The organism is Hyalangium versicolor, from assembly GCF_020103695.1.
GTDB lineage: Bacteria > Myxococcota > Myxococcia > Myxococcales > Myxococcaceae > Hyalangium > Hyalangium versicolor.
Genome location: NZ_JAHXBF010000043.1, coordinates 60,460 through 82,350 on the forward strand (window position 1 = coordinate 60,460; position 21,891 = coordinate 82,350).

General features: G+C 67.6%; 20 protein-coding genes and 2 pseudogenes. 9 read left to right on the forward strand and 13 right to left on the reverse strand.

What is annotated here, in order from left to right; all coding sequences use genetic code 11:
- Nucleotides 1-20: 20 nt before the first annotated feature.
- From KY501_RS49075 to KY501_RS49085, 3 genes are read right to left on the reverse strand one after another with little or no spacing between them, the layout of a single operon-like run.
- Nucleotides 21-1,340: a leucine-rich repeat domain-containing protein gene (locus KY501_RS49075; RefSeq protein ID WP_224372355.1), complete on the reverse strand. Its 1,320-nt coding sequence runs from the start codon at nt 1,338-1,340 to the stop codon at nt 21-23.
- Nucleotides 1,341-1,398: 58 nt separating this feature from the next.
- Nucleotides 1,399-1,890 (reverse strand): tetratricopeptide repeat protein, encoded by a 492-nt coding sequence (locus tag KY501_RS49080; RefSeq protein ID WP_224372357.1) that lies wholly within the window; start codon nt 1,888-1,890, stop codon nt 1,399-1,401.
- Complete coding sequence (locus KY501_RS49085) at nt 1,841-3,061, reverse strand: tetratricopeptide repeat protein (RefSeq protein WP_224372358.1); 1,221 nt, start codon at nt 3,059-3,061, stop codon at nt 1,841-1,843. Before KY501_RS49085 ends, KY501_RS49080 begins: the two co-directional genes overlap by 50 nt.
- A gap of 306 nt (nt 3,062-3,367) precedes the next feature.
- On the opposite strand from KY501_RS49085, the gene KY501_RS49090 reads away from it, so the two are divergent.
- On the forward strand, nt 3,368-5,209 hold the full coding sequence (locus tag KY501_RS49090; protein WP_224372360.1) for a glycosyl hydrolase family 18 protein: 1,842 nt from the start codon (nt 3,368-3,370) through the stop codon (nt 5,207-5,209).
- Nucleotides 5,210-5,363: 154 nt separating this feature from the next.
- Here KY501_RS49090 and KY501_RS49095 read toward each other — a convergent pair whose 3' ends face one another.
- From KY501_RS49095 to KY501_RS49110, 4 genes are all read right to left on the reverse strand, one after another.
- Nucleotides 5,364-5,903: a hypothetical protein gene (locus KY501_RS49095; RefSeq protein WP_224372362.1), complete on the reverse strand. Its 540-nt coding sequence runs from the start codon at nt 5,901-5,903 to the stop codon at nt 5,364-5,366.
- Nucleotides 5,904-6,100: 197 nt separating this feature from the next.
- Nucleotides 6,101-7,456, reverse strand: a complete 1,356-nt coding sequence (locus KY501_RS49100) for a serine hydrolase domain-containing protein (RefSeq protein ID WP_224372364.1) — start codon at nt 7,454-7,456, stop codon at nt 6,101-6,103.
- A gap of 20 nt (nt 7,457-7,476) precedes the next feature.
- Nucleotides 7,477-7,965 carry a MarR family winged helix-turn-helix transcriptional regulator gene (locus tag KY501_RS49105; protein ID WP_224372366.1) on the reverse strand — a complete coding sequence of 163 codons (489 nt, stop codon included), beginning with the start codon at nt 7,963-7,965 and terminating at the stop codon, nt 7,477-7,479.
- A 209-nt stretch (nt 7,966-8,174) separates the two neighbouring features.
- Nucleotides 8,175-9,110, reverse strand: a complete 936-nt coding sequence (locus KY501_RS49110) for a LysR family transcriptional regulator (protein ID WP_224372367.1) — start codon at nt 9,108-9,110, stop codon at nt 8,175-8,177.
- Between the two features lie 126 nt (nt 9,111-9,236).
- Here KY501_RS49110 and KY501_RS49115 point away from each other — a divergent pair, with 126 nt between their 5' ends.
- Both KY501_RS49115 and KY501_RS49120 read left to right on the forward strand, forming a co-directional pair.
- Complete coding sequence (locus KY501_RS49115; protein WP_224372369.1) at nt 9,237-9,626, forward strand: nuclear transport factor 2 family protein; 390 nt, start codon at nt 9,237-9,239, stop codon at nt 9,624-9,626.
- A 14-nt stretch (nt 9,627-9,640) separates the two neighbouring features.
- Nucleotides 9,641-10,009, forward strand: coding sequence for a DUF1330 domain-containing protein (locus KY501_RS49120; RefSeq protein WP_224372371.1), 369 nt, complete (start codon nt 9,641-9,643; stop codon nt 10,007-10,009).
- A gap of 27 nt (nt 10,010-10,036) precedes the next feature.
- Here the strand turns inward: KY501_RS49120 and KY501_RS49125 are convergent, their stop codons facing one another.
- Together KY501_RS49125 and KY501_RS49130 are read right to left on the reverse strand one after the other, a co-directional pair.
- On the reverse strand, nt 10,037-10,861 hold the full coding sequence (locus KY501_RS49125; RefSeq protein ID WP_224372373.1) for a sigma-70 family RNA polymerase sigma factor: 825 nt from the start codon (nt 10,859-10,861) through the stop codon (nt 10,037-10,039).
- On the reverse strand, nt 10,858-13,887 hold the full coding sequence (locus tag KY501_RS49130) for a serine/threonine-protein kinase (RefSeq protein ID WP_224372375.1): 3,030 nt from the start codon (nt 13,885-13,887) through the stop codon (nt 10,858-10,860). The genes KY501_RS49125 and KY501_RS49130 overlap by 4 nt, the downstream gene beginning before the upstream one ends.
- Before the next feature lie 150 nt (nt 13,888-14,037).
- On the opposite strand from KY501_RS49130, the gene KY501_RS49135 reads away from it, so the two are divergent.
- From KY501_RS49135 to KY501_RS49145, 3 genes are read left to right on the forward strand one after another with little or no spacing between them, the layout of a single operon-like run.
- Nucleotides 14,038-15,264 carry a hypothetical protein gene (locus KY501_RS49135; RefSeq protein ID WP_224372376.1) on the forward strand — a complete coding sequence of 409 codons (1,227 nt, stop codon included), beginning with the start codon at nt 14,038-14,040 and terminating at the stop codon, nt 15,262-15,264.
- Between the two features lie 15 nt (nt 15,265-15,279).
- Nucleotides 15,280-16,305, forward strand: a complete 1,026-nt coding sequence (locus KY501_RS49140; RefSeq protein ID WP_224372377.1) for a HEAT repeat domain-containing protein — start codon at nt 15,280-15,282, stop codon at nt 16,303-16,305.
- Nucleotides 16,306-16,352: 47 nt separating this feature from the next.
- The gene (locus KY501_RS49145; RefSeq protein ID WP_224372378.1) at nt 16,353-16,883 is read left to right on the forward strand and encodes a hypothetical protein; all 531 of its coding nucleotides are present in this window, start codon (nt 16,353-16,355) and stop codon (nt 16,881-16,883) included.
- Here KY501_RS49145 and KY501_RS49150 read toward each other — a convergent pair.
- Nucleotides 16,880-17,476 (reverse strand): DUF2846 domain-containing protein, encoded by a 597-nt coding sequence (locus tag KY501_RS49150; RefSeq protein WP_224372379.1) that lies wholly within the window; start codon nt 17,474-17,476, stop codon nt 16,880-16,882. The two genes, KY501_RS49145 and KY501_RS49150, sit on opposite strands and share 4 nt — an antisense overlap.
- A gap of 272 nt (nt 17,477-17,748) precedes the next feature.
- On the opposite strand from KY501_RS49150, the gene KY501_RS49155 reads away from it, so the two are divergent.
- A complete protein-coding gene (locus KY501_RS49155; RefSeq protein WP_224372381.1) occupies nt 17,749-18,447 on the forward strand; it encodes an NADPH-dependent F420 reductase in 699 nt (232 codons plus the stop codon).
- Nucleotides 18,448-18,504: 57 nt separating this feature from the next.
- Here KY501_RS49155 and KY501_RS49160 read toward each other — a convergent pair whose 3' ends face one another.
- Together KY501_RS49160 and KY501_RS54140 are read right to left on the reverse strand one after the other, a co-directional pair.
- A complete protein-coding gene (locus tag KY501_RS49160; protein WP_224372382.1) occupies nt 18,505-19,656 on the reverse strand; it encodes an alpha/beta hydrolase in 1,152 nt (383 codons plus the stop codon).
- Between the two features lie 231 nt (nt 19,657-19,887).
- Nucleotides 19,888-20,490 carry a hypothetical protein gene (locus KY501_RS54140; RefSeq protein ID WP_309243062.1) on the reverse strand — a complete coding sequence of 201 codons (603 nt, stop codon included), beginning with the start codon at nt 20,488-20,490 and terminating at the stop codon, nt 19,888-19,890.
- Between KY501_RS54140 and KY501_RS54145 the strand changes: the two are divergent.
- Nucleotides 20,371-20,726: pseudogene (locus KY501_RS54145) on the forward strand (sensor histidine kinase). The gene KY501_RS54140 and the pseudogene KY501_RS54145 sit on opposite strands and share 120 nt — an antisense overlap.
- A gap of 12 nt (nt 20,727-20,738) precedes the next feature.
- Here KY501_RS54145 and KY501_RS49170 read toward each other — a convergent pair.
- Nucleotides 20,739-21,315, reverse strand: a pseudogene (locus tag KY501_RS49170) (MEDS domain-containing protein).
- Between the two features lie 233 nt (nt 21,316-21,548).
- On the opposite strand from KY501_RS49170, the gene KY501_RS49175 reads away from it, so the two are divergent.
- A complete protein-coding gene (locus KY501_RS49175; protein ID WP_224372384.1) occupies nt 21,549-21,773 on the forward strand; it encodes a hypothetical protein in 225 nt (74 codons plus the stop codon).
- Nucleotides 21,774-21,891: the final 118 nt, after the last annotated feature.

Consider the following 21,891-nt stretch of genomic DNA (forward strand, 5'->3'; position numbering starts at 1 on the left):
TATGAGCCTGCGGGAGCCGCTCAGTACCCCACGTGCAGGCGCCCGGGGGGCAGCGCCGCTTCCAGGCGCTTCACCTCCGGCTCGGGGATGCGGTCGAGCCCGAGCTTGAACTGCTTGAGCCGCGCGAGCGGCGCGAGGTCCTCCGGCAGCGCAACCAGCTCGCCCTGGAAGAAGCCGGCATGCGTCAGCCTCGGCAGCCGGCCGAGCCCGTCCACCAGGGTCTGCACTCGGTCCGGTGTCATCTTGTAGAAGCGCCACCACCAGAGCTTCTTCAGTCGCGGCAGCCGGGTCAGCACCTCGGGGAAGCCCTCCAGGGCCATGGCATCGAGGTACAGCTCCTCCAGCGACTCCAGCTCGCCGAACGCCTCCGGGAGCCGGGCGAGCGCGTTGCAGTACCGAAGGCTCAGCTTCTTCAGCGCAGGGAGGCGGCAAAGCTCCACCGGCAGGGACTTCAGCGGCAGGCTCTCCAGGCTGAGGCTTCGCAGCCCGCGCAGCTCGCCAATGCGCGGGGAGAGCTCCGCGATGTCGTTGGTGTCCAGTGTGAGGCCCTCCAGCCCGGTGAGGGAGAAGAGCTCCTCGGGAAGGGCCGTCAGCTTCTTTTGCGCGAGCCCGAGCCGCGGGGCCTTCTCGCCCCGTGCCACCTTCTCCCTCACCGCGGCAATGGCCTTCTCCACGGGGCCGAGCCGGGTGTCCGCCAGCACAGGCGTCCCCGCGCGCAGCTTCGCGAGGAGCCCCTTCCGGTCGAGCGTCGAGTCGGTGACGCCGTCCTCGTCTTCGTCCTCCACGTTGAAGGTGCCCGGCAGGAGCGCCTCGTGCGGCTCCAGGGTCCTGCGCGGCCGTCCCGTCGCGGTGAGCTTGCTGCCCACGAGCGCGTCCACGTCCAGCGCGCCGTGCACCTCGAGGTGGTGGTGCTCCTCGACGAGCGCACGCGCCCTCAACCCTCCACCCACGCAGAAGACATCATCCCCGAGCGAATCGCCGAAGAGGAGCCCCCGAATCCGGACGTTGCCCACGATGAACATGGCGGAGAACGTGGCGACGTTCTCCACCTCCAGGTCTCCCAGCACCACCAGAAGGGTGTGGTCTGCCGCGTGGCCATCCTCCAGCAGCCCCTTCAGCCGGACGCTACCGGAGACGACGAGCGGCAGCGGGCCGATGACGAGCGAGTCGGCCTCCAAATCGCCCTCATGGAAGAGGACGCCCTGCTCGGTGATGCCCCTCCACCACGAGGCCAGCTTCTCCCGCAGCTCGGGCGTCGCCACCGCCTCCACGCGAGACCACGCCTCCTGCGCGGAGGCCTCACGCCCCCAGACCTTCACTCCCTCCTGCTTCGGCGCCATGCCCCGGTCCTCCCTTCCTGATGAACATCAGGCCATGAAGACACCGGCGCAACAACCGTCAGCGGACGCGGTCGAACAGTGCGACGAAGGCCGGATCGTCTCGCAACGTGGCGAAGTCGGGGTCGTCCCGGAGCCCCGCACGGCGATGGGGAGGCGCGAGCGACAGGGCCTTGGAGATCAGCGGGTAGATCTTGTGGCGAGGCTTTCCGGTGAGCGCGAACGTACAGGCTTTGCAGTAGTAGGGGTGCCAGTAGCCAGGCTCTGCTTCGATCGAGCGCTCATAACAAGGGAGCGCCTCGCCATAGCGCTTCAGGTTGTTGAGGGCACTGCCCTTGGCCGACCACGCATACGCTGACTGGGGGTTGAGCTCGAGCGCGCGTTCGGCGAACTCCAGCGCGGCGGCCGGGTCGCGACGCCATGCGCGGGCGTTGGACTTGCCGACCCAGGCGCCCTCGAAGTTCCGCAGCCCCTCAGGCAGGTGCGGCCCCAGGCGGAGGATCTCATCGAACGTCGCCTCGGCTGCGACGGGATCGCCGACGACATCCATCATCCAGTGCAAGCTGGCGCGAGCGGTCCGGCCAGAATCCATGGTGCATCTTGATCCGGAAGAACTCACCCCACTCGACGAGGTCTCGGACGATCAGGGCGCGGGTGGCGGTATTGGAATCGCGCTCGAGCTGTGGCGTGACGTGATCGAACCAGGAGGTGAGCAGCGTGTCGGCGCGGCCGGTGCGGAAGAGCGCCTCGGCGTCGGGATTGAGCTTGCCCGCGGCAGACATGCGCAGGGCAGCGGCGAAGGCCTGCGCGGCGGACTCCTCGCTCCCTGCGTGCGCAAGCAAGTGACCGGTGAGCTGGTACATGAGCCGTGAGCGGTGCTCCGCGGGGATGTGGCTCAGCCACGAGAGCGCCTCGTCATCCCGTCCAACGCTGAAGGCGACGAGCGCCAGCGATTGCAGCACTTCCGGACCTGCTCCGAGCGACACGGCCTGCTTGAAGCACTCCGCTGCCTGCTCGGGCTCGTCGAGGAGCCGGTACAGCTCGCCCTTCTGCTTCCACGCCCTCACGTTCTCGGCATCGAGCGCGAGCGCGCTGTCGAGCGCGGCCATGGCCTCCTGCGCAGTCTCGCCGCGCTTCTTGTCGCCAGGTGCCGACGCCCCCACACGCCGAGCGTGATACTCGCCGTCGTACACCCGCTGCCGAGCCAGGAAGCGCCGCAGGTCATGGTCTTCTGGGGAGGCCTGGACGCGCTCCTCCCAGTGGCGATCGATGGCCTCGCTGGAGTCCTCGCCGCAGTCGCCGCGGAAGAAGCTCAGCTCGCCTCCTTCGATCCGATACTCATCGACGAAAGTGTCGTACTGCTCGGTGATGAAGAAGCGCGCATCCTCGACGTACAGCGCGATCGTCTTGAGCCCGCGGTAGATGTTCGCGTAGCCGGCGTAGGTGCGATCGCCTGTGTGATGAAGGTCGAGGAAGAGCCCGTCGGACTCGAAGTTGGCGTCCTCGCGACGGATCTCCGACCCTCCACGGAGCTGCAGGAACCCCCGGACCCACTCCGGCAGTGACGCGTGAACCTCGCGCAGCTCGGACTCGAACTCCGGCCGCACGCGGAGGTAGGTACTGCGCCAGATATCGTAGACGGGGGTGACCTGCTCGGTGCGCAGCTCGTTGCGCACCTCCGAGAAGTCTCCGTCGATCGACGCCTCGAACTCGTCCTGGGTCATTCAAGCCCATCATTCAGCCAGAGTTCACCCCGGAGCGCCGGTGTTCAAGCCACGGGCCTGGCCGAAGCCGGCGGCTGCGATTTCATACGATACAGCATCGGGACTGGTATCCGGCCCGAGTGAAGCGTTGCTCGGATCATCAAAGGGACACCCTTGCTCGTCAGCTGCCCTCCTCTGCCTCTCTGATCTCGCCCCTTCCCTCGAACGGAGACGGGAAAATGGACATGTAGACCCGAAATGCCGGGTCCGGCTCTCTTTCTGTTTTGTCGGGCCTTTTTGGCCATGTCCCATTCCCTCGGAGGTCTCATGAGCAGGACACGGAAGTTCCTCATCGCCGGTCTGTTGAGCACACTCGCCGCATGTGGCGAGCAGGAGGCGCGGGAGCCAATGAGCTCCCAAGGGCTCGAGCTCGCGGCCAACGCTGCGGGGCTGACCGCCACCCCCAGCACCAGCTCGAGCTGGGAGGGCGGCTTCAATGGTGTGATCACCATCAAGAACACCACCAGCAGCCAGATCTCTGACTGGGCGGTGTCCTTCAAGTTCAACGGCAGCGCCGCCATCAGTGGTACGCCCTGGGGCGCCGGAGGTTCCGCCACCCAGGCGAGCGACGGGACGTGGACGGTCCTACCGAACACCTGGGGTGGCAACATCGTGCCGGCCAACGGCACCATCACCGTCACCTTCGGCGGTACGGGCACCTACAGTGGGATCAGCTCCTGCTCCATCAACGGCTACTCCTGTGGCGGGAGCCAGCCGCCTCCCACGGATACCTCTCCTCCTGCGGTCACCCTCACGGCCAGCCCGGCCAGCCTCACGGCCGCGGGCAGTGTGAGCCTCTCCGCACCGGCGACCGACAACGTGGGCGTGACAAAGGTCGAGTTCTACAAGAATGGGGCGCTGCTGAGCACGGACACCACCAGCCCCTTCGCCGCGTCGGACACCTTCAGCTCCAGCGCCCAGAACGGCACCTACGGCTACACGGCCAAGGCCTATGACGGCGCGGGGAATACCGCCACCTCCAGCGTGGCGAGCGTCATCGTCAACATCGGCGGCCTTCCTCCTCCGCCCCCGGGTGGGAGGATGTACATCGGCTATGCCAGCAGCTGGAACACGAGCATCAACGACCTCACCCCCACCATCATCCCCAGCTACTACACGCACGTGAACCTCGCCTTCGTGCGGCCGGACATGGCGTACGTGAAGGGCTCGTACGAGTTCGATCAGGCCGTGGCGGGCTTCGAGTTCTTCGAGGGGGCCACGACGAACAACGGGCAGAAGAAGTTCACCCGGGATCAGGCGCTGACGCTCATCAACAACATCAGCGCGCTGCGCCAGCGTGGTACGCAGGTGTGGATCTCCGTCGGCGGCTGGAGCTACAGCCAAGGCAGCCAGTGGGCCAACTTCAACGCGGCGCATGTCGTGGACCTGGCGCAGGACCTCGGCGCCAGCGGCGTCGACATCGACTGGGAGTCCAGCGGCAGCAGCTGCAACAAGCTGACGGCGGACCAGTTCAGCTGCTCCAAGGACGGGGAGATCTCCAACATCATCACCAGCCTCTACAACACCATCCAGAGCCGGGGCCTGTCGCTGGGCATCTCGGTCGCCGGCTGGTCCACGGGCGCCTACTACGTGAAGGGCACGCCCTTCGAGGAGGGCAAGGTGCAGTGGGGCTCTCCCTTCGGTGGCACGATGTACACCGTGGTGAAGAACCACGGGAACAAGCTGCACCACATCAACCTCATGTCCTACGACGGCGGCGATTATTACGATCCGCGTGAGGGCTATGAGTCCTACCGGGCCATCTACAGCGGCCCCATCGCCATGGGCCTGGAGATCGCTCCGGAGGGCGCGGGAGGCGCGACGCTCAAGCTCAACGCGGAGTCCGGCACGGTGTACGACGCCGAGATGCTCACCGGGCAGAACAACATGGCCACGAAGTATTACAACGTCCAGACGCTCGCCACGTACATGAAGAACAAGGGCAAGGCGACGGACGGAATGATGGTGTGGCAGATCTGGAAGGAGCGCGTCCACGCGCCAGCCCCCGCCGGAGCCGCGGGGGTGAACTCCGCCGGCCAGCTGGTCTGCCAGATCCTCGGCATCACCAGCAATTGCAACCAGAGCCTGCCCAGCCTCCCGAAGTACTAGCACCAAACTCGCACGAGCCCCGAAACGGGTGACTTGCAAAACCCAGCCGGTGGTGGCCAGCACTCAGCGACTGCTGGTCTCCACCGACACGGGCCTGCGCACCCTGCAGGACCTCATCGTCACCCCGCTCGGAGGGCTCGGAGGGCGTTTGGTGCTAGTAGCACGCGAGCTGAGGCGTGAAGTCGATGTGCCAGAACGACTTCATCTCCCCCTTCAACTGAGCGCACAGCGCCTTGAACGCGCTCTGCTTGGAGCGACAGTTCGGGTCCGTGTCCGCGCAGGCCATGGTGGCTTTGCCGCTGCAGCTCGCCAGCCAACCAGCGTAGGAGATCGGGGGCGGCTCGCCCGAGCAGTTCGAGCAGGCCAGCCTCGAGAAGTCGAGGGTGCCCTTGTAGTCCGTGACCCCTGTCCCCGAGCCAGGACCCACGCTCGTCAATCCTCCATGCTCCGCGCACGAGATCGATCCCAGGTCGACGTCCGCGGGACAGTCGATCTGGTAGGTGCCCTCGGAGAAACAGCGGACCTCGGTTCCATCACCACAGCGATAGACGTCGTAGCCGTTCGAGCAGACGATGACGTAGGCCCAGCTCACGGCTGGAACCGTCGCTGCCAGGAGGGCCACGGCCCCCAGGTACCGATGCAACGGAGCGCGGTGCCGACGCTCCTGCTCACCACAAACACCTGATCCAGACATTCAGCTCTCTCTTTCTGCATCCAGGGCAGCAGGACGACGGCCTGGAAGATGCGCTGCCCGTACATGGAGTGACGAGTTCTTTCTCCCAGAGTCCGGGATGGTAGGCCGCCTGCCTCAGAAGGTGGGAAGTTTTCGGCCGCGACCTTCCTGGCCGGGCTTCGAGCAGCCAGGCCCCGCGCGAGCGGGAAGGTTCGCCCCTAACGATCGGCGAGCGGCAGCCTGGCACCAATGAAGTCCGCGACATTGAGCGCATGCGGATGCCCCCGATTGGCCAGAACGATCACCTCGTACCCTGAGCGGGGATAGATGGCGAAGTCGGCGTTCACGCCCGGCGCACTGCCTCCATGTCCGTAATAGGCTTCGCCGTTGCGAACAGCCACGCGCAGGCCGAGCGACCATTGCGAATTCCCCGCCTGGACGTTGGCGGTCGTGAGCAATTCGAGGTGCCTGGCGTCGAGCAGCCTCGTTTCGCTCAACACCGTGCCGAAGCGATGCAGATCATCGAGGGTCGAATAGCCACCACCGGCAGGCAGCCCCACGTAGAAGGGCAGCGGCTTGAGACCTGGTTGCGTCGCCCCGGTACAGGGCACCGCCGTGTTGCCGGCCGACGCCACGGGCGATGTCGATGACATGCCCGCGGTGCGAAAGACATTCCGCTCCAGATAGACATCCCAGCCCAGACCCGACACCTGCTCGACGATGGCGCCGAGCAGAATGAAGCCGAAGTTGCTGTAGCCCCAACGCGAACCGGGTGGGAATGCGACCTCCCGCGCTCCGAAATGCCGGATGAAGTCGGACGGAGTACGCAGCTGTGCCGCGTGCGCATCGTAATCGGCACCGAAGAAATCTCCCGTGCCGCCAGTGTGCGTCAGGAGATGCTGTACCGTTACCTGCCGCGCGAGCGCCGTGTCTGGATAGGCAGGCAAGAGCGAAGCGAGTGTGTCGGTCAGGCCAAGCCGGCCGTCCTGTACGAGCTGCAGGACGGCAACGGCCGTGAACATCTTGCCCATGGATCCGATGCAGAAGCGTGTGGCGGGCGTCGCCCCGTAGGCCTCTCGAAACAGGACGATCCCATCTTTCGCGACCAGCACCGCACCGGAGAAGCGGCCAGCAGTCGCCTCCTCCCGCAACCTTTGATGAAGCAGGGTCAACGCTTCGTGCTCGCCGAGCCGCCGAATGGCGAAATCCCCGGGAGGGGGCGCACCTTGGAAGGAGAGATCGTCGATTCGTCCGTCGCCGATCGACAGCACGACTCTGGAGAAGCGATCCCAGTTGCGATCCCGGACCCAGGCTGTGATCTGCCCCGGCGCGGTCTCCTCGTGACGCAGCAGGGTGAAGCCGCCCGTCGCCTCCCGGAGCCCGAGATCGTCATCCAGATACGGAACCAGGGTCGGCATGTGCGCTCTCACGAAGTCCGCATAGGTCGATGCACGCGCATCGTTGAATGCGGCAAGCCACTTCTCCAGCCAGGCTCCGGGCGCGACAGCCCGTACAACCGATGGCACCTGATGCTCGGGCCGTGGAACGCAGGCGAGCATCAACGAGGCGGCCATGAGTTCGCGTCTCGACAACCTCATCGCTTGCCTCTGGGCTTGTAGGCAGCGGAGATTCGATCGAAGAGGGACTGCCGCTCCAATGCCGCCTCCAATCGATCGAGAGACTCGATGAGGCCCCCTACCTCCGCGTCGAGTGAAAGGGAGGCCTGCTCGAAGGCAGCCCACAAGGGCTCCAGTCGGGCTGCGAGGGCTTTGCCCTGGGGGTTCAGGGACAAGAGGCGCCGACGGGCGTCCGAGGCGTCGGGCTCCTGCCGGATGAGGCCAGCCCTTTCCAGGGAGACACGGGTCTGACTGACGGAGACATGGGTGATGCCCAACGCCTCCGCCAGGGCTCCGACGCTCATGGGCCCGTTCAGCGCAAGCTGGTTCAGCACGCCGAACCAGCGCTGCTCGAACTCCACACCCTGAGCCGCGTAGGCGCGCGCCGCGTCACTGTCGATCCGCTCGGAAAGCCGACGCAGACGCGCACCGATCGCCGCGCCAGCTTTCGCCCGCACGTAATCCATGATCACCAACCTCTCATCCGTAGGCGCCTACGTAACAGGCGATAAAACTCCGGTCAATGTCTGATGTGCTTCGCCCCCGCGCGGTCCCATGCTCCTCGTCTGGAAACCGTGACGGTCTTGCCGCGAGGGCAACACTGCCCTGCCCGCCCGAGGGCTACAGCGACCGCGTGTACGCTGCCAGAGTCATCGGCATGTCAAGACGATGTGGGTCAGAGGAGATCGGAGAAGTCTGGGGCGCGCTCGCTCAGGAAGGCCATCAGCGTGGCGAGGCGACCGGGCGTCAGCCGGCGCTCCCGGCGCAGCATGTACACGCTCGCGGCGGCGCCGCGGAAATCGGCGAGGACCTCGACTGCCGCGCCGTTCCGGAGCGCGTCGGCCGCGAGGTAGAGCGGGACGCATGCGATGCCGCCGCCCGCGAGCATCGTACCCCAGACGGCGTCGCCGTCGTCGAACGCGAACCGCGCCCGTGGCTCGTAGGTCCCCCCGATCGTGCCGGCCACAGTCCGGTGGGGCCAGGGCTGGATCTGTCCGCTCTGGGGGTTCCGGAACCTGACGAGGTCGTGCTTGTCGAGCTCCGCGATCGTCCGCGGCGCGGGCCGCCGGGCGAGGTAGCTCGGCGCGGCGCAGATCACCCACGGGCACGTGAACCAGGTTTGATGGATGTGGCCTGGCAGACCGACGAGGGAGCCGGATCGGATCGCGAGATCGATGCCGCAGTCGGCAAGATCGAGGACCTCGTTCGTCGCGCGGACGTCGAGCTGGATCTCGGGATGAAGTCGCGCGAGCTCGCCGAGCATCGGCACGAGGACGTGCCGGACGAATCCCACCGCCGCGGTGAGGCGCACGACGCCGGCGTCGCCGCTGCCTCTGGCATGCCCGGCCGCTTCTTCGAAGGCCTCCGCCGCGCGCACGGCCTCGCGCGCCGGCTCGAGCAGCGCCTCTCCGGCCTCGGTGAGAGAAAGCGCGTGGGTCGACCGGTGGAGGAGCCGCACACCGGCGCCCTCCTCGAGCCGGGTGATCGCCTTCGACACGCTCGCCGCCGACATCCCGAGGCGGCGACCGGCCTCGGCGACAGAGCCGGCGCCCACCACGGCGATGAAGCATCGCAGCTGCGGAACGGAGACCTCGAAGTCGATGGCGCTCATGGAGCGCGGTGTACTGCGCGAGCGCCGGGCACAGCAAGGGCGCGGGTGCTCCTCGTCTCGGCCGGGCTCTTGCTCGCGACGGGCTGCGCAGCTACCGCGCATCCGACGCCCGCAGTGCGCACCTCGATGACGGAGCAGAGCGCGACGGCGGACTTCCGCGTGGCCACGTACGAGACGTACCTCTCTGCGTGGTCGGCGATCCCGGACGACCGACGGCTGCATCTGCTGCAGGAGAGCGTGACGGAGGGGGTTGTCTTCACAAACCCCACGAAACCGCGGACCGGCATCGCCGACGTGGCAGACCACCTTAGAGCATTCCAGACGCGGAGCCCGGGCGGCTCCTTCCGCCTCGTTGCGATGCTCGGCTGGGAAGACAACGCCATCGCCACCTGGCAGTTCGTCGACGCCGCAGGGAACTCGGGCTTCACGGGCTACGACGTCCTCGCCTTCGACGGCGAGCATCGCATCAAGAGCATCCTCCTCTTCAGCAACGTGCCGAAGCAGACTCTCAAGTAACGAAAGGAATCCAAATGATTGCGTTCACTTCCGCCGAGCTCGATCGCTTCCTCCGCGAGGACGACGGCGCGCCGGTCGTCATGCTCAACCTGCTCCGCTTCCGCCCTGACGGCGGACGGGAGCGCTACTTCGAATACCTGAAACTGGCGGGTCCGCTCGTCGCGCGCTACGGCGCGGAGATCCTCTACGCGGGCGACGGCATGACGCCGCTCGCGGCGGAGACAGGCCAGGCCTGGGACACCGTCGCCCTGGTCCGCTATCCGAGCCGGCGCGCCTTCGCGGACATGATCGCCGATCCGGCGTACGCGGTCGCCGATCCCGTGCGCATGTCGGCGCTCTCGGAGGCGGTCCTCCAACCCACGCGTCGTATCTTGCCGGCCTGAGCGTACGATAGAATCGAACCCGCGCCGTCAGTCCATCAGTCGGTGGAGGCTGAGGTCGAGGCGGCTCTGGACGAGGCCCAGCAGGCTTTCCACCTCGGCTCCTCCGAGCTTCAGCCGGACAGCCAGCTCCTCTCGCGTGAGCTCCATCAGCCGCTCGCGGGCCTGGGCCACCCGGCGCGCCACTCCCGAACGGGACTCGCGGTACATCGCCGCAAGCCGGTCCATCGTGAGCCCGTGGAGGTGATGCAGCCGCAGCAAGGCGCGCTCCCGCTCTGGCAGCGCCGCCAATGCCTTGCGCAGCGCCTCGGCCAGCACCTGTCGCGAGTCCTCCCGGAGCAGCTCTCGTTCCGGATCCCCCTCGGACAGCATCCGCGCGAGCACCTCAGGCGGTTCGATGAAGAGTTCCCGGCGCCCCTGCTGGCTGGCCAGCTCTCCGACGATGCGCGCGGCGATGATCCGTACCCACGCCAACAGCGAGCCTCGGCCCGAGTAGTCGGCAATGCGCGGAGGTGCCTCTCCGCGTCCCAGCAGCAGGCGCTCTCGAAGCACCTGTAGCACTTCATCCACGGTGGCTTCCGGCAATGCACCCAGGCGCGAGGGAACCCGCTGGAGGATGTGCTGCTCGAAGGCATGGAGGGCCAGGCGTTCCCCTTCCGCGCAGGCACAGGCCAGGTACAGGTCGGCGACATGGAGCTGGCGCAGTGCCTCCCCGGAGCCTTCGGGCAGGTGCCGGGCCAGGTGCCGCATGAAGCGCTCCGTCCCCAGCAGCAACGAAGGCCACTGTGCCCGAGCCGCCGCGCAGTGCTCGCGCAGGAGCGCCTCCAGCTCTTCCGGGTCTCGTGTCTCGCTCATGGAGCCTCCTGCTTGCGCCGCCACGCCTGTACCTCTCTCAACTCCGTGCGAGCCCGGAGGCCCAGGGACTCCATCCGGGTCTGCGCCTGCTCCGCCAGCTCGGCGGCACGCGCACGATCGGCGGCCGGATGCCGCTCGGTGAGGGCCCTCGCCAGCAGGAAGGAGGCCCATGCCTCATCCAGCGGATCCCTCGGAGCCGTCGCGTGGAGCCGCTGGGCCCGCTCCAGCAGGGGCGTGGCCAGCTCCGGGGCGCCTCGCGCCAGATGCACCTGAGCGATGCAGGCCAGATCCAGCGCGATGTCCGCGGCCTCCGCGCCCTGCACCCGCTCATCCAACTTCAGCGCGCGCTCACAATCGTCCAGCGCCTTGCGCGGCGCACCGGTGGCCAGCTCCAGCTGCGCCAGGGGCCGCAGCGCGGCGGTGACCGAGGCGCTCTCCGGACCACTCTCCTTCTCCCACAGCTCCACGGCGCGCGTCAGCGCCTTGCGCGCCTCCTCGTAATGGCCCGCCCGGAGATGGACCTGCCCCAGGTACGTCAGCGGCGCTGCGGCACGCGGCGTGTCCGGCCCGAGTGCTCGCTGGACGCGCTCCAGGGCCTCCTGATCATAGGCGCGCGCCTCGTCCAGTTGCTGGGAGTCCTGTGCCACCATGCCCAGCTCCGTGAGCACACTGGCTGTGTTGGGATGATCCTTGCCCTTGCTGCGCTCGAAGATGGCGAGCGCCCGCTCCAGGTTGCGCCGGGCCTCGTCGAGCTGCCCCAGGCTGCGCTGCACCGTCGCGAGGTTGGTGAGCGGAGCCGCGAAGCTGGGGTGATCCGGTGGACGCACGGCCTGCAGCAGCGCCAGCGAGCGGCGCCACATGGCCACGGCCTCCTCGCGCCGGCCCAGCGCCAGCAGCTCGATGGCGAGGTTGTTCATGTTGAGGGCCAGGCCGGGGTGCTCCTGCCCCCAGATGCGCTCGCGCAGCGCCGCGGTCTGGCCGTAGAGCTCCAACGCCTCGGCGTGGCGGCCCTGGCGGGTGCGCACCCGGCCCAGCCCGGACAGGAAGTAGGAGGTGGCCAGGCTGTCCGCGCCATGCGAAGCCCGCGAGAGCTCCAGCCCGCGCGAGAACTCCGCATCCGCCTGCTCCAGCTTGTCCCGTCCCAGCAGCATCACCCCCAGCCGCACGCTCAGGTCCGACGCGATGGCCGGGAAGCGCTCCCGCCCCAGCCGATCCACCGCGGCCTGCGCGTGCTGGGCGACCCGATCCGCATCCTCCGTGCGGCCCGCCTGATCCCCCACGGCCCAGATGAGGAGGATCCACACGCGCGCGGCCAGCTCCTCGTCGCGAGCCGCCTCGGCGGCCCACAGCGCCCGGTACAGCGTCTCCTCGGCCTGCTTGAGGTTGCCCCCCAGCCCCTGGAGCTGGCCATGCACGGCGAGCACCTCGGCCTCCAACGTGCGGTAGTCCAGTCCTTGAATCTCCTGGAGCAACGCGCCCGACACCGCGAGCCCCTCGGTGTACCGGCCCGCATCCATCCGGGCCCGGGCCTCGGCCACCTTGCGCCGCGCCGCATTCACCCGGGGCAGGAGCGCATCCGGCGGCTGAGGCCGGAGCGAGAGCGCCGGAGTCTCCTTGCACCCGGCGAGCCCCTCGAGCGAAGCCACCAGTTGTTGCGCGCGCTGCACCGTCTCCGCGTCCGCGCGCTCCAGCACCTCGGTGACGGCGGTGAGCTGCCAGAGCCGGGCATCCAGGCACATGGCCGTCTGCGAGGCGCTCGTCGAGCCCACTCCCTCCGCCGCGAGGCACGCCTCGCCCCGGAGCGTCCGCCACTGCGCGGCGTAGGTGTCCAGCTCCGCGGCGCTCTTCTCCCACGCGGAGAGGGCGTAGGGCTTGCCCGTGGCGAGAAATGCCGCATGCGCCCGCTCTCGCCGCTCGGGGCTCCACGCCGCGCCGAGCCGCTCCACCTCCTGCTCGCAGCGCACCTCGCGGCGGTGTGCCACCGCGTACTCCAAGCCCATGCCCAGCAAGGCGGCAGCCACCACGGAGCCCGCCACCCACGCCCGCCTGCGCCGGGGACGCGAGGCACGCACCGCCTCCAGCAGGGCCGCCATGGACGGGAAGCGCTCCTCGGGCCGGGGACGCAGTCCTCGCAGCACCACGCGTCTCAGCCACGCGGGGACCTGGGCATCCCGCCTGGGCGGCCGCACCCTGCCCTCCCGAGCCTCCGCCGCCAGCTCCTCGATTCGGGTGCCCGCGAAGGGCCGCTCTCCATGGAGCGCCTCGTAGAGCGCCACGCAGAAGCTGAACTGATCCGAGAGCGCATCCGCCGGCCGGCCCTGGTGCAGCTCGGGGGCCATATAGACAGGTGTCCCTACGGGTGGCCGGGGCTCCTGCACCTGATCCACCGAGCACGCGAGCCCGAAGTCCGTCACCCGCACGCGCCCATCCCGGCCCACGAGCACGTTGGCAGGCTTGAAGTCCCGGTGCACCAGCCCCGCCGAGTGCGCGGCTCCCAGCCCTCGCCCCGCCTTCACGAAGACGTCCAGCACCTCCTGCCACGTCCGCGGCTGGCGCAGCCACTGCGCCAGCGTGCTGCCCTCCACCAGATCCATGGCCAGGAACAAGCCGTCTCCACACGTGCCCACGTCATGCACCGCCACCACATTTGGATCCGAGAGCCGGGCCAGCGCCTGCGCCTCGCGCAACAGCCGGCGCCGCAATTCCTCCACCTGTCTCCCCTCGGGCCGCAGCAGCTTGATGGCGACCCTGCGATCCAGCTCCGGATCCCGCGCCGCGTACACCACGCCCATGGCGCCCTGACCGAGCCGCTCGATCACCACGTAGCGCGACACCGTGGCGCCGGGCGCCAGATCCGCACTCGCAGAGGGCCCCACCGACACACCGGGCACAGAGCTGACTCCGGCGGCGAGGACGCGCTGGCAGTCCGCGCACCCCTCCAGGTGTGCGAGCACCTGCCCCCTGCGCTCCTCCAACAGCCCTTCACCGAGGAAATCACCCAGTGTCGTCGCGCTCGGGCATTCCATCCGGAATCCAAAATCATCAAGGGTTTCGAAGCATTACGCGATGGTCCCCGCGTCTCCGGGGATCGTCGAGTTCACCGAAAAATCCTGGTTTTAATCTTTTTTTGGGACGGCGGCGAAGTCGGGCCCTCTTAACGGGCTGAGAACTTCGCCATGACTCCAGAATCCATCCATCGCTCCGCCTCTCCCCTCGCCTCTTCGTCGGCCCGACGCCCGCCGATGATGGCGATCGTGTTCGGCGCCCTGGCCCTGCTCGCAGCCGCGGCGCTGGTCTTCCGTGGCGCCGATGAGCCGAGCGGCACGCCGGAGGCTCGCGGCGCCACAGCCCCTGGACCTCAACAGACAGGCTCAGGCCACAGCCTGGGCGGCGCGGATTCCACAGCCCCCGGCAGCTCGGCGAAGGTCCAGGAGAAGCCACCCCGCTTCGCCGGTACCACGTGCTGGCAGGCACTGGATCGCTTCAATGACACGGTGACCCTCGAGACGTTCCGCGATTGGGCCGCGCCCCTGCTCGTGGCGAAGGATCCGATCGTCCTTCAGTACCTCAAGGAGCGCCTCTCGGAGCTCATCGGCAATGACGAGCGCCGCGCGAGCGAGGTGCTCGGCTGGGCACGCGATGCCAATCCCGCGGAGTTCAAGCTGCTCATGGCGGGCCTCCGAGGATCGCAGGCCTTGGGCCTGCCACAGGTGGGCGCGCGGCTCACGTCCCTGGGGCTCGACGAGAGCCTCGACATGGGGCGCCGCGCCGGCTTCCTGGACGAGTTGCAGCACCTCAAGCAATTGGAGCCCGCGACGCTGGAGCGACTCACCCGCTTCGCGAAGGATCCGGCCTCGGGAGAGGCCGGCTGGGTCACCACGCGTTCCATCGGCCGCGTCATGAAGGAGGACTACGAGCGGACCGGCAACGCGAAGCCCTACCTCGACAAGCTCCTCACCATCAGCACCGAGTCTCCGGACGAGCCGGTGCGCTACCTCGGGCTGGAGATGGGGCTGCACTCCGAGGCACCGCTGGACGCGCAGTCCACCGAGCGGCTGGCGAAGATCCTCGCCACCGAGGGCAGCGGCGAGGTCCGCCAGGTGGCGGCGCACGAGCTGTCCATGGCCCAGGACAAGGCCCAGGCGCTGGACATCTATGCCAAGGCCTTCGCCGCCGAGCAGGACCTGTGCGTGCGCTGGGCGCTGTTCCGCTTCGCGGCGCGGACCGCGGGCCGGGATGCGCTCCCGGTCATGGCGAACATGGCCACGACGGACCCGCGCTTCCAGGGCGACTACCACGACTTCGAGCGGCTCTACGCGAGCGGCATCGTCGACTTCGACCGGATCTGGTTCGGCCTGCCGAGCCAGGACCCGCATGGCTGCCTCGACCACCACGACGACTGAGGCCCGGAGCTCTCCATGACACGCCCACGCTTCCTTCGCACGCACGTGCTCTCCCCCCTCATGCTCACGCTCGGCATGCTGACGCCAGCGCTGGCGCCCGCGGCGGAGCCGTCTGCTTCCTCATCTTCCCCATCGACCGAGGCCCCCGCCCTCAAGGGCGGCCTCTGCTCTCTCGAAGGCCTGATGGATCAGATCCGCCACGGGCTCCACTCGAAGTCCGAGGCCTACAAGCGCTACCTGCGTGCGCTGCTGCGCGAGTCCGCCGTGAACCTCCCCGCCAGCGAGCTGCAGGCGGCCTTCGCTCGGGAGTACGACCCGGACATGGCCGAGCACCTGGCCGCCGCCCTCGTCGCGAGGACCGAGCGAGGCCTCGAGCCCGAGGCCATGCAGGCCGTGGCCCAACGGGCGCTGGAGGATCGCGATCCGGCCATTCGCGCCGCCACGGTCCGAGCCCTGCGGCGCACCGGCGCGCTGGAGCGGACCGGCGACATGTACGAGCGCCTGATGCGCGACCCCTCGCCGGAGGTCCGCCAGGAGGCCGCGGCCAACCTCGTGGAGGACAACCTCGAGGTCTACGGCGGGCGCGATGCCCACGCGACGGACACGGCGGTGAGCGCTGCTGCGGCGGCGGCCGCTTCGGATCCGAAGGTGACCGCGCGAATCCTCGGCAACATCATGACCGGAGAGGTCAGCACGGAGTCCGTGAGCACGCTCCAGGGCCTGCTCCGCAGTGACTCGGCGGAGGTCCGCGCGGCGGCGACCCAGGCGCTCGGCGGCGTTCCGGCGGAGCAGATGGCCAGCGCGCGGGAGTCCTTGCTCGGCATGTACCGCCAGGAGAAGACCCCCGCGGTGCGCAAGGCGATCCTGGAGAGCGTGGCCCGGCTGGGCTTTGCCAGCGCGGTGCCCGAGCTCCAGCGGCTGCGCGGTGTCGATCCGAGCCTGGCGCCCGAGATCGACGCGTGGACTCGAGTTCTCAACATGAACCTTCAGGAGTGGAGCCTGATCCTGAGGGAGAAGCAGCGGCTGCAGCAGGCTCGATGACCCCCTTGCTGACACGAGGCCGGAGCTCCGGCCCGAGAGGAACAACCATGCGTAAGACGATGAAGATGGCTCTTGCGGGCCTGTTTTCCCTGGCGATTGCCCCGACGGTGGCGACGGCGTCGTACCGGGTGGGCTCGCCCTTCCCGGGCGATGTGACGGCCACCACCTACTATTCGAGCGGCACCTTCCACGGCGCGGTGGACATCTCCAGCCGCAACGCCTGTGGCTACTGGGGCGTGGAGACGGGCGTGGTGGGCTCGTTCGCGTGGAACGTGACCATCCGTACCACGGGCGCGGTGTGCTACGGCAACGGCAGCGGCAACCAGAACGAGGTGAAGCACACCTTCGCCAACGGCCGCACCTTCCGCCAGTGGCACTTCCTGAAGACGAGCGCCTCGGTGGACAAGACGTGTGACCGCTGCCAGATCGGCGACGAGGGCGGCACGGGCAACGTCACCGGCCCCCACTCGCACCTCCAGTACGACTACCAGGGCACCAACAACACCTCCTGGTACTCGGGCTACACCGTGAAGGGCGAGTTCCTCGATCGCGGCGAGACCGTCGGCTACGTCGGTTAGTCCGCGCGTTGATCGGATGTGGCGCCCCCTGCAGGAAGGGGGCGCCAGTCGGCGGGCAGGTGCGCCTGGATGATGCCCGACGAAGGGGGGCGGGGCTTCAGGTCCTCGGGCGCGTAGAAGGCGCGCACGAGTTGGCACTCCTTGATGGCCTCGGCCCCCTCCTTCGCCTCCACTTCCTGCAGGAAGGGGCGAGCCATGAGCGCACCCCACTTCACCTCCTGCCAGATGTAGTGGGTCGCCCCCGCAGCGGTGTTCACCACGAGGGTGGAGCGATCGTTGAGGCCATTGGAGGCGGTGATGACGTGCTCACCGGGGGGGAGTTCCCAGAGAAAGTAGGTGTCGGGAGCCGTCTCGCCCACGCGCCTGCCATCCATCTCGATGGTCATGAGGATGGCGCCGCCAAAGCTCTCGTTGCGGTAGAGGTACAGCAGCGACGTGTGCGGCTGGGGCTTTGCAACCTTGGCCCGCTCGTCCTCTTCCCGCCGAGCCAGCGGCACTCTCGCGCAGCCCACTGCGTGGAACAGCACCGCCAGCAGCAGGGCGGCCTGCGCCACCCCACGCACTCTCGACCCGCGCACAGCGTTCTCAGTCATGCTTCGGGACATAGCCAACGGGCCTGTGAACGAAAAGAGGCCCCTTGTGCAGCGCACGCCTCGAAACGACAAGGACTCGAGGCCTTGCAGTGGCACGAACGCTCCGCCCGCCGCGATCAACATCCCTGCCCACACCGATCAGCCCGGAGCGCGATACTTACCGATCGGATAACCGCTTCTACCCAGCGCCCATCGGGTGATCAGCAGATCCCCCAGAACAAACGGAGGGGCCCTCTTACTACTCACGGCCTCCCTACCAGCAGGAGTGACGCATGAAGATCGGAATCATCGGCGCGGGGTTTATCGGTGGAACCCTGGCGCGGAGGTGGGTGAAGCTTGGTCACGAGGTCGTCATCGCGAACTCGCGCGGGCCGGACACGCTTCGCGAACTCGCGGCCGAGAGCGGAGCCACCGCCGTCACGGTTGCGGAGGCCGCGCGTAGCGGCGAGATCGTGGTCGTCACGATCCCCCAGCGCGCAGTGCCGGACCTGCCAAAGAATCTCTTTACAGGTATACCCGCCAACGTGGTCGTGATCGACACCGGCAACTACTACCCGATCCGAGACGGCAGCATCCCGGCGATCGAGAAGGGCCAGCTCGAAAGCGCGTGGGTCAGCGAGCAACTCGGGCGGCCGGTGGTCAAGGCGTTCAACAACATCTACTTCAAGCACCTCCTCGAGAAGGGCACGCCGAAAGGCACGCCAGGGCGCATCGCGCTTCCGGTCGCGGGCGATCCGCCTGATGCTCGCGCGAAGGTCTTGCGCCTCATCGACGAGCTCGGGTTCGACCCGATCGATGTGGGCGGCATCGAGGAGTCGTGGCGCCAGCAGCCGGGCACGCCCTGCTACGGCAAGGACTTCGACGCGCGGCAGCTCAAGGAAGCGCTCGCCGCGGCCGACCGGAGCCGCATTCCCGAGTACCGCAACGCCGCGAATGACGCGGCGAAGGCTGCCGCCGAGGCTCAGAAGTAGCTCAACAGCGGCCCGGGGGGCGCGCCAAAGGCTCGGGGCGCGCTGCGCGGGCGCGGGCTAGCCCTGGATCCGTTCCGTCAGCCATGCAGTCAGCGGATCCTGGTCCGTCTCCATCAACCCGAAGTGGAAACCAAGCTCCTCCGGGTACTCCGTGGGAGGGACAGTCTCGTGCACCGTGTACTCCACGGAGACGCCCCTGTTCAGCTTCATCAGCCGCGTATAGAGGGCCTCGGTCCGGAACGCCTTCACACGGGTGTCTTCCTTGGCCTGGGAAATGCGGATGGGCACCCCGATCATGAGGGCGGGATCCATGCGATCCAGCTGCTCGAAGAACGCTCGCTTGCTGAGGCTGTCGCGCTCGCGCAGCTGACAGATCCCCTTGATCCCTCCCCAGGAGTCCTCCTGGGTCATGTCCGCCCGGCACCGCGTCTCGGCGTGGGGAAACAGCTCGTAGGCTTTGTCCGTGAGGACCTCGGAGGGGAGAATGCGGGGGTCCCCAGCGATAGCGCCCGTCAGGAACAGCGGGGTAAAGGACAGGCCCCCCGTCTTGCCGTCGTAGGCACTGCCCTCGAGAAGCTGATCCTTGACGCCCGAGGGGGGAGCCAGGGCCGCCACGCAGCGCAGCTCCAGTTCCGGTGTCCACCGGGGCGCATGGTGCGCGCCGAACAGCGCCGCCTGACCGCCCTGGGAATGCCCGACGATGGCCAGCCTGCGCGAGAGCTCGGGGTAGAGCTGGCGCGCGGCGAGGACGATGTCGAGCAGGCCGCGCGCCTCGGACTCGCCCAGCAGGTACGGGTGCGGGCCGTAGGTGCCCAACCCCTCGTAGTCGGTCATCACCACCGCCCAGCCCTGCTCCAGGAAATGGTTGAGCATCGCGTGTGGATGCTTGTTGTAGATGTGCGCCGGGGAGTCCCGGGTATCGCGCGATGGCGCGCAGCTGTCCGCGCTGCCCACCGTGCCGTGGGCCCAGCTGATCACCGGATAGCCTCCCTCCGGGGCCGGCTTCCCGGGCAAGGCGATGATTCCAGAGACCGCGATGGGGTTGCCGCGGACGTCCTGGGAGCGGTACAGCACCAGCTCATTGTGCCGCGCCGAGGCCAGCGCGGCCTCGCCGATCAGAGGCCGGGACCAGATCACCTCACCGTGCGTGCCTGCCAATAGCTCCTCGGGCGGGTAATAGAAGTCGATTCCTTCGGGGGGGACTCTCATGGGAGTGCTCCTGACGGGTTTGGGTTGGCTGCAACATCAGGTTGGGAGCCGCGAGGCACTTCATAGGCCTGCCCACCGGCGGCTTGCCATTGAGATCTTTGTTGAATTGACAGGAAACGAAGGATGTGTTTGGGAATGAGACGCCGTCCGCAGCATGTACAAAACATTGTTTCGCAGGTCACCGCGTCAGAGCGCCAGCCACCAGCACTCGCAGTTCACTCCCTTGCGTTGTCAGCGCGAGGATCTGAACACTTCGTGCTGAGCTGTAGGGCGGGCGAGAGTCACTCCGACATGCCACGGGAAACGTCTTGCGCCGGTGAGAGGGCTCTCGGTTTCTAAAAAGCAGTCAGAAACAACAGGCGGGAGATGCAACGATGACAGCTTCAAGTCCACACGCTCGAGAAGAAGATGCAGGAGTACGCCCGGGAGGAGAAGTGGGCCTGGCTCTCGTCGCGCCTGAAGGCGGTTCGCCGCCAGAGCGACCGGCTCAACCGGTTGATCTCCGAGCTCCTCGACATCTCGCGCATCGTCGGGGGGCAATTGCAGCTGGAGCCCGAGCTCTTCGACGCCACGGCGCTCGTCCGGGAAGTCGTCGCGGACTTCAAGGAGCACGGTGAGCTCGACAGGACACGGTCGGAGATCCACCTCCAGCTGGAAGGTCCCGTGGTCGGCCAGTGGGACCGGGCCCGGCTCGAGCAGGTAGTGACCAACCTGCTGTCGAACGCCCTCAAGTATGGCGCCGGCAAACCCGTGACCCTCTCGGCGTCCAGCCGCGACGGCTGGGCACAGCTCACGGTCGAGGATCAGGGCATCGGCATCGCGCCCATCGATCACAAGCGCATCTTCGGCCGGTTCGAGCGCGCGGTCTCCGCCCGTCACTACGGGGGCCTGGGGCGGGGCTCTTCATCGTGCGGCAGGTCGTCGAAGCCATGGGAGGAACCATCCGCGTGGTGTCCGCGCTGGGCGAGGGCGCGAAGTTCACGGTGGAGCTCCCGCTGGAAGCTCGGCGTCCGCAGCCAGAGGAGTCGCCCCAGCACGAGGCCTCGCTCCTCGGAACGAGGGGGCGCTGAGGCCCGTGCAAGCTACGGGCGTGTCGAGTCGAGGGGGGCGGTGCTCGCGCGAACGGGACCCGGTCCGGATCTCCTCCGGACCATGAATCGCTTGAACTCTTGCGGCGGCAGGAAGTGTGGGTTCTCGAAGATCGTCCCATTCAGGACGACATGCGAGTGCGTGGCGAGTGCGTCCGCGAGCACGCGCCCATGGAATGCGTTGATGTCATAGGCGCAGGCGAGGGTGCAGTCATACGTGGTGCACAGCTGGTTCACCGCGTACTCGTAGTCGACCAGGTCATCGGTGCCCGGGAGATTCCGCAGCGCCCAGCTCATCTCGCCGAGCGTGCGCACGGACGAGCAGGAACTGGAACCGGCGCTGTGCCTCCGCGCTGTCGATGTCCACTCCCTGGTCGCGCAGGCGGGTGCGCAGATGGGGGTGCTCCCCGCTGGAGAAGATGCAGACCACCTGCTCGCCGGAGGTCAGGCCCTCGCGCAAGTAGGGCAGAAAAACGGATTCAAGCTGTTCAGAGGAATCGTAGAAGCAGCAGATATGCCGCAGGCCCGACAGCGGACGGTCACAGATGGTAATCGAGCGTCCCGAATTCATGGGACTACGCTTCTACGAGACGGCGATTCGCGTCAAGAACCTCGAGCGCTGCGGTTCCCACTGCAGAACCGACCCTTGAGACGAGCCCCCCATGAGGACTGGCAGGGATTCTGTCCCTTTTTCAGCAGCCTGCCAGGCAGCCTCGGACTGCCCGTGTTCCTCCTGTATTTCCAGGTGGAGACACCCCGGCTTGGCGGCTAAATGGTGCTCCTTCCCTGTGGAGAGCACATCCCTTGACATCGAAGTATCAGCAGCAGGAACCCTCCGCCGACATCTTCGTCGGCGACGGCGAGATGGCCAGACTGATGCGGGCCCACGACTGGGCCTCCACTTCCTTGGGCAGGCCGGAGACCTGGCCGAACGCGCTGAAGGTGGCCCTTCGGCTCCTGCTCACCTCGCGGTTCGAGATGTGGCTGGGCTGGGGCCCCGACATCCACTTCTTCTACAACGATGCCTAGGAGCCGCGCAGAAATAAAGTTTCAGTTTGGCCGGAGGGTGTAATTCCACTCACCATGGAAGTTGGAGCGCTCAAGGTGAAGGGCGGCCATCTGCTCGCGGCTGACGTCGACGCCTATT